Genomic DNA, 14,634 nt, shown 5'->3' on the forward strand with positions numbered 1-14,634 from the left:
CATCAATCATTAGGGTGGGCTTTAGGTGTTAGTGGGCTTTAGGTGTTAGTGCTTTTTAGGTGTTAGCACTATTTTTCTTCTGTTAACAATTAAGCGGCTTCTTCCTCGTAGCGCCTAATCACCTGCACGGGCGCATCCAGCGCGCCTCGGTTTCTAAGCATTTTACGGAATTCACAAAGGCTTGGAAGTTGTTCAAAGTAGAAAAAATGACCTGAACACTGGCAGTCTGTCGCGCCCATATCCTTAACAGGTAACTGACTATTAGGCATAGCATCTAATGCCGCAGCCCAATCATGCTCACGACACTCCTTGTCTTCAGTAAGCCATAAACTAACAAAGTGCATCGCTGGCCGAACATAGTCTAAATGCCAATGATTCCGTTCACTGATATTTAAGTGATGCCTTAAACGTGCATGTAGACCTCCAGGGCCAAAGGCGCTACCCACATAGGCGTAGAAGCCCGGTAAAAAATGAGTCTCAGATAACTTCCCCACACGAATAGTTTGAGGTTTTCTCATCTCGAAAAAGAGCAAATACGTACCTTTTTCTTTTGATAGCTGACGGGTTAATTCAGCAATATCGAGTCGTGACAGGTCTTTTATTTTTTTCATAGGATCCCTGTTAGCGTTTTTTTAGATATATTCCTATACTGGTGTAGGCTTAATTATGTTGTTGTAGGCCAATCAGCAGTATTTTTTATTTATTCGTACGTTTTATTTAATGATGTTTTTAAGGAGGCAGATCATGGATCTTTCTACCCACAATCTGAAAAACCTATTTGATCAGCTTGGACTCCCTAGCGACGATGCGTCCATTCAACAGTTTATCAAGGACAACGCCCCAACCCCCCCAGACCAGCCTATTTACGAATCCAGTTGCTTTAATGATGCTCAAGCAGCCTTTTTAGCCCAAGGGTTAGATGAAGACTCCGATTGGACAGAAGTTATTGATACGCTACACGCAGCACTAACTGAAGTTGTTAACTAGCTACGCTGGGATAGACTATAACTTAAGCTATCCGTTTTAAGTTACACAACCCATAAAATGATACAAAAACCCAGCCATCAACACATATTTTGTTACGCAATACGATTGCCGGCTGGGTTTTACTGGCATCGCTATTTGTCTATCATTTCATTCGCCCTGCCGTCTTGGCCCGCTAACATAAGCCCGCCTCTCTTTTTTAGTCTAAAAATCCTACCCCACTCTATATACCAACACTATTTACTCGCGTTTAAGCTTTTCCCCAGAACAGCAATCAGGTAGGCTACTTAAAAAAATAATCGATAAAAAAACAAACAGCTAAAATGCTTATCTCAAGCAACATGAGCTCTACAGCCCTCTATCGATCACAAATTTCCAGAAAATGAGGCATCATTAAATGCGAATACATGTGTTTCAGCATGTTCCTTACGAAGGCCTAGGAAGCATTGCCCGTTGGGCAGAAAAAAAGGGTCACTCTTATTCTAGCACCCACTTCTATAAGGGTGATTCTCTGCCGTCTCACGATAGCTATGATCTTCTACTCATTCTTGGTGGCCCTATGAGTGCCAACGATGACTTTAATATTGACTGGCTAAAAGCTGAAAAGCAGTTTATTCGTGAGGCTATTCAGCAAGAAAAAATGCTACTTGGCATCTGCCTTGGTTCTCAGCTTATTGCTCGGGTACTTGGTGCTAGCATCAGTAAAAACCAGAATAGAGAGATCGGCTGGTTTCCGATTACAGCTACCCCGAATGCGATGGTTTTAGGCTTACCCCAGCAATTTCAAGCCTTTCACTGGCATGGCGACACCTTCACCTTACCAAAAGGCGCTACACCTATTGGCCACAGCGAAGGCTGTGAGCAACAGGGCTTTATCTACCAAGATCGCGTGGTAGGCCTTCAGTTCCACCTTGAAACAACGCCAGATGCAGCGCGCGAGTTAATTGATGCCTGCGAGCATGAGGCCAAGGAAGGGGGCCCACATATCCAACCCGTTGAAGCGATGCTACTTGATCTAGAGCTATTTGCAGAAGCGAACCAGCGTATGGAGCAGATTATGGGCTATATGCTAACCCAGCTTGAAGTAGCCGTAAGTTGAGTAGCCTTTTAACTGCTATCATACTGGCCGCGACGCAATATAGGCCTAAGATCTATCAAACCAAACGGCCATGATACCTACCGGCACAGCGTTAAGGCCGTGCCGGCTGCTATTATAGGTATTTATACTGCCACGGGTATTTCTATTGCCACGGACGTTTCCTATTACCAGAATATTAACAGGCAATAGAGAACCCTACAGACAAGGCCGCAGCTTAACACTGCGCGATGAAAAGCTAAGCCCCTTAGTACCTCGGTACCCTGCCATCACCGCTTCAATCAACGGCTCTTGAGCATCATCATCCGTAGCCCACTGCACAATAAAATTAGCGCCTGCCCCACCGCTTAAATCCTGCTGTTCAATCACAAAGGAAGCCGTTGCCATTGGAGCCAATGCAAACCAACCTTTAATTAAGCTGTCCACTTTTTGCCCCGTGGTATTAAAGTAATCAACCGCTTTAATAATAAGTCGTTTATCAGGATTAATATTACGAACACTAAGCGTTACAGCTAACGGTACCTGAGAGTTTTCTGATAGGTAAATATGAGAATACGCAGGCACATACACAGAGCAATCTCGACTGGCCTTAACATCTTCTGGCTGCACCGAATAAAAATGCACGCCCTTACCGGGACTTTTACGGGCTAGCTCACTGTGGGCCGGTAAAGAAACGGCGAACAATGCTAAACCCATTAACAGTAAGCATGTCAGCACCTTAGCCTTCAAGACTAATCGTTGCGAACCCAACCTTACTCGCTCATCCATAACAGCCTCCTTTATGCTTGTGAAAAATCGAGTATACCGACTCTAGATGAATCTAGCACTCAAGCTACTAGCCTATCAGTCGCTTTATTTCAGGCATAAAAAAACCGGCCCCGTGGAAAAAGGCCGGTACTTCGAATAAGCACTGACGCGGCTCAAGCATCAGGAATGAAGTTTAATAGTGTGCAGGTGCCTCTAGCGTTTAACTAATAAGTCCTTAATGAAAGGGTGATTAGCAAAATACTATCTGGCTGACGTATTAACTCATGAACCGCAACATCAATACGCCTGACAATCCGAGCGAATGGATCACAACCGCTCGAATACTGTTGCCACGCCTTGACCCATACCAATACACATGGTCGCCAAGCCGAGGGTTCCACCGCGCTGCTCCATAACATTAAGCAAAGTGGTAGAGATACGGGTACCGGAACAACCCAGAGGGTGGCCCAGTGCGATTGCACCGCCGTTTAGATTCACTTTATCGTCAACCTTATCCAGCAACTGCAGATCTTTCAGTACAGGGATTGCCTGTGCAGCAAATGCTTCATTCAGCTCAACAAAGTCAATATCACCAATGGTTAGACCCGCCGCTTTCAGCGCTTTTTGCGAAGCAGGAACAGGGCCGTAACCCATAATCGACGGATCACAACCCGCCACACCCATGGAGCGAATCTTGGCAATAGGTGTTAAGCCTAAATCCTGCGCCCGTTGAGCAGACATCACTAGCATACCGGATGCACCTACCGATAGAGCAGAGGACTGGCCCGCCGTTACCGTACCGTTACGCGGATCAAATACTGGGCGCAATGCTCCCAGACTCTCCATTGTGGTTTCAGGTCGAATAACTTCATCGTATGAGATCAGTTTGCGGAAACCATCAGCATCATGACCTTCAATACCGATAATCTCTTTATCAAAACGTCCAGCCTGTGCCGCTTCATAAGCTAAGCGGTGTGAACGTACACCTAAAGCATCTTGATCTTCACGGCTAACACCGTGCATTTTGCCTAACAATTCAGCGGTTAAGCCCATCATCATGGCAGCTTTTGCGGCATGCTTAGACGCTGAAGGGTTAACGTCAACACCGTGCATCATGTCAACGTGGCCCATATGCTCTACGCCACCGACCATGTACACATCGCCCAAACCGGCCTGAATATTGGCAACAGCAATATGCAGCGCAGACATTGAGGAACCACACAAACGGTTAACCGTTTGAGCCGGAACCGTACGCGGAATACGGGTTAGGATCGAAGCGTTACGAGCAACATCGTAGCCTTGTTCTAGCGTCTGGTTAACACAACCCCAAATAATATCATCAATCTCAACGGGGTCTAACCCTAGGTTACGGTCTAATAAACCTTCCATTAAAGCCGCAGATAGTTCTTCAGCACGTACATTGCGGAAAGCGCCATTCTTTGCTTTCGCCATGGCACTACGGGCGCCATCTACAATTACTGCATCACGAGGATTCAAGCTCATGATTATCTCCTAAATTTTTTATTCTGGTTCTGGCTGAGTCGCCTTAGCGAATACTCAGCCAGATATCGGTTCGGTCTATTGGCAGCACTTAGAAAAATGTCTTTCCTTCAGCAGCCATAGCACGCATCTTTTCTGTTGGCTGATACAGCGGCCCAAGTTCCTGGGCGTGCTTATCGGCCATCGCACAGAAAGCATCCAAACCGATACTATCGATATAGCGCAGTGCACCACCACGGAATGGAGGAAAACCGATACCGAAGATCAAGCCCATATCCGCTTCAGAGGCCGTTTCAACAATACCATCTTCCAGGCAGCGTACCGTCTCGATGCACAGAGGAATCATCATGCGCTCGATAATCGCTTCATCGGTCAGTTCACGGGTATCCTGAATTAAAGGCTTCAGCAATTCGTAAGCCGTCTCGTCCACGACTTTCTTCGCACGGCCTTTGCGATCTTCTTCATAGGCGTAGAAGCCCAGTTTATTCTTCTGACCCAAACGCTTAGCACCGTACATAACGCTCAGCGCGGTTTCGCCTTCTCGGGACATACGATCAGGGAAGCCTGCAGCCATTACATTGTTGGCATGTTCAGCGGTATCCATACCCACGACATCCAGCAGGTATGCAGGGCCCATTGGCCAGCCAAACTTCTCCATCACCTTATCAACACGCTGGAAATCGGCACCATGTTCGATCAGGCTCATAAAGCCGCCGAAGTATGGGAACAAAATACGGTTGACTAAGAAACCTGGGCAGTCATTGACCACAACAGGGGTTTTGCCCATTTTCTTAGCGTAAGCAACCGTTGCCGCAATCGCTTTCTCACTGGTTTTCTCACCACGAATCACTTCTACCAAAGGCATTTTGTGCACGGGATTAAAGAAGTGCATACCGCAGAAGTTTTCTGGGCGTTTCAGATTTTCAGCCAGAGAGGTAATAGAGATCGTAGAGGTATTAGAGGTCAAAATGGTATCTTCCGACACCTGATCTTCCAGTTCTGCTAGAACCGCGCCTTTTACTTTCGGGTTCTCAACAACCGCTTCAACAACCAGATCCACGTCACCGAAGTCACCGTAGCTCAAGGTTGGACGAATGGAGTTCAAGGCATCCGCCATTTGTTCAGGGGTCATGCGCTTACGCTCAACCCGTTTGGCCAGTAGTTTTTTAGCTTCATCCAGACCCAGCTGTAATGCGGCTTCATTAATATCTTTCACCATAATCGGCGTACCCTTGTACGCCGATTGATAAGCGATACCACCACCCATAATACCAGCACCCAACACAGCAGTTTTATGCACCGGCTGAGCATCTTTCTCATAAGCGGCTGATTTTTTCTTCAGTAGCTGATCATTCAAGAACAGACCAACAAGGCTACTAGCAACTGGCGTACGCGCCATGCGAGCAAAGCCTTTTGCTTCAGCTTTTTGGGCTTTAGCACGGCCTTCACCAGCGCCTTTTTGAATACTTTTGATCGCTTCAATCGGTGCAGGGTAATGAGGGCCAGCTTGACTTGCGATAAATCCTTTCGCCGTTTCGAAAGACATCATCGATTCGATCATATTGAGCTTCAGTGGCTCTAATTTTTCCTGACGCTTCACTTTCCAGTTTAGCTTGCCTGCATTGGCTTCTTTGATCAGGTCGATGGCCGCTGCATCCAGTTTTTCTGGCGCAACTACGGCATCTAACGCACCTTCTTTCAGAGCTGCGTCTGCATTCTTCTCTTTTGAAGCACAGATCCATTCAAAAGAGTTATCCGCACCAATAATACGAGGCAAGCGAACCGTTCCACCCCAACCAGGGATGATACCCAGTTTAACTTCTGGTAACCCAACGCGAGCCGCTGTCGAACCAACACGATAGTCCGTCGTTAAACAGATCTCAAAACCACCGCCTAAAGCGATGCCATTAATGGCGGTCACCGTCGGATAAGGCAGGTCTTCTACACGGTTAAAAATCTCGTGTACGGCCATATTCATAGCAACCAGCTCTTCTTCTGATTGGCCGAATACTTCGTGAAACTCTGTAATATCAGCACCAACAATAAAGGAAGGTTTGGCGCTACGAATGACAAGACCTGTAACACCCTCGGCTTTAACCAAGGCTTGGGTGGCCTGATCTAATTCTTGAATCGTCATACGATTAAACTTATTGACGGATTCACCTTGTAGATCAAAGGTCAGTTCAGCAATGCCGCCTTCAATCTCTTTTACCGTGATGGCTTTACCTGCGTAAATCATCCACTGCTCTCCCCATTGGGTCTTAGTTCTATCATCCAGCATAGCGGCTAAATCGTTATTGTTGTGATTGCGCGCCGCCCGCCGAAGCCAATTGTTCTGTCGTATAAATATCTGAATGAGAATTTCTCAATCTATGTTTCATACAGATAATTCATACAACCGTTTGAATATGGAATTACAATGCGTCAAAAAACCAACAGTGTCAAACCCTTTATCGGTTAAAAAGATAGTTTTAGTGCGACCTAAGGGTCATCTAGTTGGCCTTAAAGCAGACTTCATGGAGCAGAGGTGCGTTTTAAACTCAAAGAATAACAAGGAAAGACAGACATAGACCGAAGGCAGAGCTAAAAGGGTAATATCAAAAAGAGTGAATGAAATTCAAGGCAAAAAAAAAACCGCATTCCGAAGAATGCGGTTTTTTATAATTTGGCTCCCCGAGCAGGACTCGAACCTGCGACCAATAGATTAACAGTCTACTGCTCTACCAACTGAGCTATCAGGGATCTCTCTAAGAGATGGGAGGCATTATAGCGGTATCTTTATAAATTACAAGCACTTATCTTAAATTTTATTTCGGTATCTTTTCAGGCAATCTGAATCAAAGGTTGCTCGCCCTCAAAATCGGGTAACAGCCAAATCTGTTCAAAGGGATGCTCGGTCTCATCAAATTCCATGGCAATGTTTAATAAATCAGAGCGCGCCCAAAGCGGGCTGACATTGCGGATCACAAGCCAAACTCGCGCAGAGTCATAATGCTTCTGAGCTTTGCTATGCAGTAAACGTAGTAATGCTGCTTTTAATCGATCACAGGGATCGACCGTAACCAACTCAGCAAGATAGTGCCAAAGTACGTCCGTATTATCTCGGTCATGCACATGTTTGGCTTCCTCTGATGTTGCATAAAGATGTGCAATCTCAAGATCCAAAGGTTTGCTCTGAAAATAACAAGAGATATCGGGTTTAGAAGGTTCGTTATGCCAGATATGCCGCATCGGCTCACCAAAGTCTTGCTCATAACGACGCATAAACAAGCGTGCAGCCTCTCTCTCTAGCAATCGTTTCTCAAGATCAGAGTGACTCACCGAGTGACCGGTGGTGGTATGGCGTGGATCAGACGTCATAATATTCTCTCAAGTCTGTCAGCAGAAAAAAACCGCCACTGCTACAGAGTAGAAGATGGCGGTTTAAAGATGCTGGTTTGAAAATAACGATTTAATGTATACCGAGTAGGCTTAACGCCTAAAAATCGAACTTACGTTCTGAGTAGATTTTAAAGGCTTTTTCCCAAACATCACCAATCTCACCTGAACCCACAGGCTTACCATCCAGCTGTGTTACAGGCGCGATCTCTTTAGAAGAACTGGTCACCCAAAGCTCATCGGCGTTAAGTACCTCATCCATGGTTACAATACGCTCTTCAACCTCTATAGAGCCATCCGCTCGCAGGCTATCCAAAATAATACGACGGGTAATCCCCGGTAGAATCTGATTGTCCTGAATAGGTGTAATAACTTTACCGTCTTTTACAATAAAGGCGTTACTAGAGCTGCCCTCTGTTAACTCACCTTTAGCATTAAAGAGTAATGCTTCATCGCAACCTGCCGCATAACCTTGCTGATAGTGCATCACATTACCAAGCAATGCGGTCGATTTGATATGACAACGCTGCCAGCGCAGATCCTCCGTACTAACCAAACTTAGAGGCTTGGCTTGGGCACGATCAACAGGCTCTGGCTCTTTAATCGGGAAAGCAAAGGCAAAAATAGTGGGTTCTACATTGTCGGGATAAGCATGGTAACGCTTAACATCAGTACCCCGAGAAACATGAACGTAAACACCAATATTTTTACCTTGGTCGCTGTTACGGGCAACCAGATCATCGAGTAGCTCAACCCATTCAGAGACACTTAATTTACACGCTATCTCAATAGCCGCCAGACCATTAATCATGCGCTCAATATGGGGCGTTAAACCGACGGATCGACCTGCATAGTAAGGAATAACTTCATAAATACCATCACCAAAGAGAAAGCCACGATCCAAAGGTGAAATTCGGGCTTCTGCCAAAGGTTGATAAACACCGTTCAGGTACGCAATGCTCATTGTTTCATTTCCTTTTATTAGGGATGTTGCTAATAACCTATCGCAGCACGTAGCTGGGCGATAACATGTTTACCTTCATCAGCAGGAAGGCCATCTTCGGTAAGCTCATTATTTCGGGTGACACCATCAACGCTACCAAGCTTTGATAGGTACTGAAGAATCTCAAGGGGATTAATATCACCAAGCAGGTCTTGCTCATGCCATAAACTTAGGAAAGCGATTAAACCATAGGCTCCCCAGTTAGACACATCGGCAATAAGCAACTCATCCACACAGGTCACTGAGGCGGTAATATCCAAATCTTTAAGCACATCGGCAATATTGCCCATACCGATCTCATTACCACCATCGCCAATACCAATAGTGGGGCATTTGGCATTCTTGATAAAAGTATCGAAGCAAGCCGTGCGCGCCGAGATACTTTCACCTCGCATATTGTAGTAGCCACCATCTTCTGCCTGACCGGGCCGTTCGATAGAGATAATCGCATCAGGGTTATAATGATACAGCGCCTTAAAGGCCTCTAATGTACGCTCCTGGTGCTCCCCAACACGAATCTCATGGACACGAAAGTTTTCCATTAATGCTTGAGATACCGGCGGCCCACAGACTAAAACGGGCGTTGCGCCCAATTTCTCTAGCGTTTGATAGAGTGCAATAGCGCCCACAGGGCCATCAGTTTCAAAGGTATCAACCACCGGAAACCCTGTGCCAATTAACACATGCCCTTTGCACTTATTCAGAATACGGGCTGCGCGTAGGTAATAACCGGATGCCAAAGCAGGTTGAATCGTCTTCATCCCTCTTAAGTTACGGGCAACAAGGATATCTTCGATCTGCTTGGAAAGTTCTGCTTCATTATTCATTATGATACGCTTTTGAAATCCGTTGGCTTAAGCTCAAGGGTTAATAAGCACAAGAGCTAAACAGTTAAAGGGCTAAATAGCTAAGAGGCTAAACAGCTAGACCGACTCAGGTTTAATTCGCTCAAAGTGAGCATGAGCAAGACAGTGCAGATTATGAGCATCATCAATAGTGATCTCTTCAAAAGACACCCGTGCCCCCGGCATCATCTGTGCGATACGGGCGGTATCTAACGAAATCATAGAACCAATTTTAGGATAGCCCCCTATCGTTTGCCGGTCATTCAACAGCACAATCGGCTGCCCATCTGCAGGTACTTGAATAGCCCCATGGCAGATACCTTCCGACAAAATGCCGTCAATTGAAGGCTTTATCTCAGGCCCTTCTAGGCGGTAGCCCATACGATCCGCTCGACTGGAAACTTTATATTCACTGCTAAAGAAGAGGCGTTTCTGGTAATCACTAAAGGCATCATGTTGATAGCCCGTAATGACCCGTAGCGTGATCTGATCAGAGTAATCAGGCCGGTAATTCTCAGGCAAACGTAGGGTTTGAGCAGGCTTCACCCCATGACATTTAAGATGATCGCCTTGCTTGAGTTTTTCTCCTGACAAACCGCCAATATTCTCCCGAGTAACCGTTGACGCACTGGAAAAGCGGTGCTCAACCTGAAAGCCCCCTGCAACCGCTAAATAAGCCCTAGCCCCTTGAGTAGTAAAGCCAACCTCAAGTTGATCACCGGCCTTAATCGGATGCGCGTGCCAACGATCACATTCCTTGCCCGCAATCTTAAAGGGCATTTCAGCCCCTGTCAGCACAACCCAAGTATCGACCTGAGCCAGCAGCACTAAGCCACCGACGCTCACTTCTAATACGCTGGCGTTGTTATCATTGCCTAGTAAGCGATTCGCCCACTTAAACGCCTGACCATCAAGGGGCCCACCCGTTGTTAGGCCGATACGGTGATGCCCAAAACGTCCAGCATCCTGAACTAGGGTTAATAAACCGGGCTGAACAACCTTAAAGCCCATTGTTTCTGAAAAGCTCAGTGTTTCTGATAACGGCTGTTGGCTCACAGTATGCCCTCCGGTATTTCACCGCCTAGCTCAAGAAATGCATCACGGCTAATGGGTTCAAAACGTACTCTATCCCCTACCTGAACCGGCATCGTCGGATCAGCGTCAGGGTTAAACATACGTGTAGGGCAAAGGCCAATCAAATTCCATCCACCGGGAGAAACTGCAGGGTAAACAGCGGTTTGGCGATCAGCAATGGCGATAGCACCACGGGGAACTTTCTGACGCGGCGTTGACAATCGAGGTGCTGCGATACGTGCATCAACCTCGCCCAAATAAGCAAAACCTGGAGCAAAACCGATCGCATAGACCCGATACTCCATCGCACTGTGTAGCTGAATTACCTCATCAATACTTAAGCCAGCACCTTCAGCTAAGGCTGCTAGGTCAGGCCCTGACTCTTCGCTATACCAAGCAGGTAACGCCACAACCTTACTTTCAAGTGTTGACGCATCTTCAAGTATTGAAGAAGAGGTCAAGTGAGTCAGAAGCGTTTTGATCCGGTGCTGCACCGCAAGATGATCGGTAAGATAAAGGTTATAGATCACCAAAAGAGAGGCATAGGACGGCACAAGATCGATAATATGTTCGCCCATCTGATCTTGTAATACGGCAACCGCTTGCTGAACTCGATCAGAAATATCTGGGCTGGTTTTATCCCCAAAATAGATAATGAGCGCATTCTCTCCGGCGATCTGAATATCAAGAGGAGCGACAGGCTGTAAGCCGTTAGCATCTACCATAACCACCTCATGACTGAATCAGTTGACGAATATCCTGAATAGCATTAACACCATCCATATTGTCACCGTGAACACACAAGGTATCGGCTCGTAGCGTTAAAGTGTTACCGCCAACGGTTGTTACCGTTCCGGTTTCTTTTAACTGTTTAACTTGCGCTAACATCTTCTCTTTATTATGTACCGCACCGGCTTTACTACGGGCCAATAGCTTACCGTCGTCGTCATAACAGCGGTCAGCAAAAAGTTCAAACCAAAGCGTTAAACCCGCCGCTTTAGCTTCTTCAAGATGCGCTTCTGCTTGAGGGGTACTTTGTAGCATCAGCACAAGAGGGCGATGGTACTCAGCAATAGCCGTCATAATAACCGAGCGAACCGCTTCATCAGCCATCATATCGTTATACATCGCGCCATGGGGTTTCACGTAGCTCAGTGTTAAACCTTGCGTCATCGCCATGCCATCAATTGCTGCAATCTGATACTGCACCATGGCTTTAAGCTCTGCGGGTGATGCTTTTATAGAGCGTCGACCAAAACCCACTTGATCGGGATACCCTGGGTGAGCACCAATGGTGACGCTATGTTCTTTTGCCAACGCCAATGTATTCTGTAGCACAAGCGGATCACCGGCATGAAAACCACAGGCAATATTAGCCTGATCGATATGGGGCATTACGGCATCATCTAACCCCATTTTCCATGCACCAAAGCTTTCACCTAAATCACAATTCAGCTTCATAACAAGACCCTCTTAAAGCACCGCAAGGCGGCTGTTTGGTAGGTCAGTAATCAGCATATGACCGGGGCTATGGGTAATACAAAGTGGTGGCTTGGCCTGTTCAATAGCCACTTGAGGCGTTACACCGCAGGCCCAAAAAACAGGCACTTCACCTTCGTTAATCGTGACTGCATCACCAAAATCTGGCTGATTGATATCACAAATGCCGATTTGAGCGGGATCACCAAAATGTAGCGGTGCACCATGAACCGAGGGGAATCGGGTACAAATTTGGATAGCGCGAATGGCATCCGCAGGCTTCATCGGACGCATACTAACCACCGTTGTACCACTGAAGCGACCCGCAGGACGGCAGTCAATATTCGTACGATACATCGGCACGTTAACGCCTTCTGTAATATTACGAACCTCAAGACCGTCCGCTAATAACGCTTCTTCAAAAGAGAACGAGCAGCCGAGAAGAAAAGTCACCAAGTCATCTTGCCAAAAGGGGGTTATATCCGCCACTTCCTGAGTTAACACACCAGCTTCATAAATACGATATTTTGGAATATCCGTGCGAATATCAATATCTTGGCCAAGGTCAGGCAACATGAAATCACCAGGCTGACTCGACATGCCTACAATAGGGCAAGGCTTAGGGTTGAGCTGGCAAAACTGTAAGAACTCATTCGCCCACTCTTTCGGCATAATCGCTAAATTGCCTTGCACAAACCCTTGCGCCAACCCTGATGTGTTGCCGGAAAAGGCACCACTGCGAATCTGTTGACGAACGTCGTATGGTGTCATCTCTTTCATAGAAATCCCTCTGGTGAGCAGCATCCGGTACATCGCCGGATTTAACATTATTATAGGTTGAGTCAATGGTAAGCTGAATCGATTCAAGCTTAAATCAGAATACCACTATTGCAGGAATCCCTGATAACAAGGCAAACACTGCTCGCCTGAAAACCAAAATGGAAGCGATTTATCCCATCCAGACACTTGATGTTACAGGGGTTAAAAATTTATCAGATTAAAGACAGAAAAACAGACTAAAATAAATCAATTTAACAGCATATAAAATAAGATTAAAAATAAATCACGGTAAAAAAAACCTAAAATAACAACATTACTAGAAAATAAAATGGTCATCGATTTAGCTTGTCACTCAAAGGCAGTCAAAAAAACAGCCCTATCAAGCACCAGCCTAGCGACTCATTATCGGATTATCGCTATAAAAAAATCGCTATAAAAATCTGTATAAAAAATAGCTCTTTATCTAATAGACTGATTTTATTAGAAAAAATAATTCACTCTCAGAAAAGCTAACCCCATAGTAAAAACACCTTCTTAAAAAATCTAACTTATTGATAAATATAATAAAATCATATAAAAAAACGTCAAAAATACAGATCACCTAAAAAAGAAACAACTTATATAAATCAATAAGTTAACGCACCGTATTGGAAAGCCTCCCCTCCTTCGCTAGACTCCCCCTCCCAACGAAAAAGCAAACGACGAGAAAGGAATCTCCTCAAACGGAGCACGTGATGAGATTTCTTTCCTTAATACTAATGTTTATTTTAACGCTATCGGCCCATGCAGCCCCCAGCTTCTCCTCAGCAAAGAAAGATGCGATCAAGGTCTATCAAGGCCAAGAAACCAGCTTCTACTGTGGCTGCAAATACAAATACCAAGGTAAAAAGCTGTCGCCAGACTGGGAAAGCTGCGGCTACCAACCTCGAAAACAGGCGAAACGTGGCTCCCGTATCGAGTGGGAACACGCTGTACCTGCGTGGCACTTTGGCCACCAACTACAATGCTGGAAGGACGGGGGCCGAAAGAACTGTACCCGCAATGATCCTAAGTTCTCTGCAATGGAAGCAGACTTGATGAACCTAGTACCGGCTGTTGGCGAATTAAATGGCGATCGTAGTAATTACAAGTACGGCATGATAGCCGGTGAAGCCCGAGCCTATGGCCGCTGTGATTTTGAAGTGGATTTCAAGGGAAAAACGGCAGAGCCAGCAGAACAGGTACGCGGTGATATCGCACGCATCTACTTTTATATGCAAGAGACCTACGGCTTACAAATCAGCCAACAACAGAAACAATTATTGGACGCGTGGAATCGACAAGATCCAGAATCAGACTGGGAGCGTGAACGTAAACGTCGGATTGAAAAACTACAGGGCGTGAGATTACCGCAGAAGAAAACCAAAATGGTAGCGCTAGCCACCAGCAGCCTAAACTGCGATGCCTTACCACGTACCTGCGGTCAGATGAATAACTGCAAACAAGCTAAACTGGCCCTAGCCTGTGGCAACACCCGTCTTGATCGAGACAACGATGGCGTCCCTTGCGAAGCGCTATGCAAGTAATTTAGCAGAGAAAAGTTAAATAAAGAATCAACTAGGCAGGAAAAAATAAACGGAGAGGGTGCTATAAGAAAACCTCTAAAAAGGAGGTTGGCATCCTTGCCAGTCATACCCCACATCACTTCCATGTTCGGCCTATGATAGAGCGCAGAGCGTTACAATAATACTGACCCAAACCCTAAAAAC

Annotated in this window: 14 protein-coding genes and 1 tRNA gene; 3 read left to right on the forward strand and 12 right to left on the reverse strand. The window is 46.0% G+C overall.

All coding sequences use genetic code 11. The features are described 5' to 3' along the window. Positions 1 to 89: 89 nt before the first annotated feature. Positions 90 to 611, reverse strand: a complete 522-nt coding sequence (locus G517_RS17275) for a GIY-YIG nuclease family protein (protein WP_051205812.1) — start codon at positions 609 to 611, stop codon at positions 90 to 92. Between the two features lie 133 nt (positions 612 to 744). On the opposite strand from G517_RS17275, the gene G517_RS0101075 reads away from it, so the two are divergent. Both G517_RS0101075 and G517_RS0101080 read left to right on the forward strand, forming a co-directional pair. After that, complete coding sequence (locus G517_RS0101075) at positions 745 to 987, forward strand: DUF2789 family protein (protein ID WP_028302853.1); 243 nt, start codon at positions 745 to 747, stop codon at positions 985 to 987. A 394-nt stretch (positions 988 to 1,381) separates the two neighbouring features. Then, complete coding sequence (locus G517_RS0101080) at positions 1,382 to 2,083, forward strand: type 1 glutamine amidotransferase (protein WP_028302854.1); 702 nt, start codon at positions 1,382 to 1,384, stop codon at positions 2,081 to 2,083. 195 nt (positions 2,084 to 2,278) lie between these two features. Here G517_RS0101080 and G517_RS17280 read toward each other — a convergent pair whose 3' ends face one another. The 11 genes from G517_RS17280 to G517_RS0101135 form a co-directional block, all read right to left on the reverse strand. Beyond that, positions 2,279 to 2,848 (reverse strand): DUF3124 domain-containing protein, encoded by a 570-nt coding sequence (locus G517_RS17280; RefSeq protein WP_051205814.1) that lies wholly within the window; start codon positions 2,846 to 2,848, stop codon positions 2,279 to 2,281. A 306-nt stretch (positions 2,849 to 3,154) separates the two neighbouring features. Then, a complete protein-coding gene (fadA, locus tag G517_RS0101090; protein ID WP_028302855.1) occupies positions 3,155 to 4,330 on the reverse strand; it encodes an acetyl-CoA C-acyltransferase FadA in 1,176 nt (391 codons plus the stop codon). Between the two features lie 88 nt (positions 4,331 to 4,418). Next, positions 4,419 to 6,566 (reverse strand): fatty acid oxidation complex subunit alpha FadB, encoded by a 2,148-nt coding sequence (fadB, locus tag G517_RS0101095; RefSeq protein ID WP_028302856.1) that lies wholly within the window; start codon positions 6,564 to 6,566, stop codon positions 4,419 to 4,421. A gap of 427 nt (positions 6,567 to 6,993) precedes the next feature. Continuing rightward, a tRNA-Asn gene (locus G517_RS0101100) sits at positions 6,994 to 7,069 on the reverse strand. Positions 7,070 to 7,150: 81 nt separating this feature from the next. Further along, entirely contained in the window at positions 7,151 to 7,687 is a 537-nt protein-coding gene (locus G517_RS0101105; protein ID WP_051205816.1) for a hypothetical protein, read from the reverse strand. A gap of 118 nt (positions 7,688 to 7,805) precedes the next feature. Next, the gene (locus G517_RS0101110; RefSeq protein WP_028302858.1) at positions 7,806 to 8,669 is read right to left on the reverse strand and encodes an aminotransferase class IV; all 864 of its coding nucleotides are present in this window, start codon (positions 8,667 to 8,669) and stop codon (positions 7,806 to 7,808) included. Between the two features lie 29 nt (positions 8,670 to 8,698). Then, a complete protein-coding gene (locus G517_RS0101115; protein ID WP_028302859.1) occupies positions 8,699 to 9,535 on the reverse strand; it encodes a DUF4392 domain-containing protein in 837 nt (278 codons plus the stop codon). A gap of 96 nt (positions 9,536 to 9,631) precedes the next feature. Beyond that, positions 9,632 to 10,609 carry a 5-oxoprolinase subunit C family protein gene (locus tag G517_RS0101120; protein ID WP_342662477.1) on the reverse strand — a complete coding sequence of 326 codons (978 nt, stop codon included), beginning with the start codon at positions 10,607 to 10,609 and terminating at the stop codon, positions 9,632 to 9,634. Beyond that, entirely contained in the window at positions 10,606 to 11,352 is a 747-nt protein-coding gene (pxpB, locus tag G517_RS0101125) for a 5-oxoprolinase subunit PxpB (protein ID WP_051205847.1), read from the reverse strand. Before pxpB ends, G517_RS0101120 begins: the two co-directional genes overlap by 4 nt. Before the next feature lie 7 nt (positions 11,353 to 11,359). Next, positions 11,360 to 12,088 carry a 5-oxoprolinase subunit PxpA gene (locus G517_RS0101130; RefSeq protein ID WP_028302862.1) on the reverse strand — a complete coding sequence of 243 codons (729 nt, stop codon included), beginning with the start codon at positions 12,086 to 12,088 and terminating at the stop codon, positions 11,360 to 11,362. Positions 12,089 to 12,100: 12 nt separating this feature from the next. Then, a complete protein-coding gene (locus G517_RS0101135) occupies positions 12,101 to 12,886 on the reverse strand; it encodes a putative hydro-lyase (protein WP_028302863.1) in 786 nt (261 codons plus the stop codon). Positions 12,887 to 13,620: 734 nt separating this feature from the next. On the opposite strand from G517_RS0101135, the gene G517_RS17285 reads away from it, so the two are divergent. After that, a complete protein-coding gene (locus tag G517_RS17285) occupies positions 13,621 to 14,451 on the forward strand; it encodes an endonuclease (RefSeq protein ID WP_084632004.1) in 831 nt (276 codons plus the stop codon). Positions 14,452 to 14,634: the final 183 nt, after the last annotated feature.

This window comes from Oceanospirillum maris DSM 6286 (genome assembly GCF_000422865.1).
Taxonomy (GTDB): domain Bacteria; phylum Pseudomonadota; class Gammaproteobacteria; order Pseudomonadales; family Halomonadaceae; genus Oceanospirillum; species Oceanospirillum maris.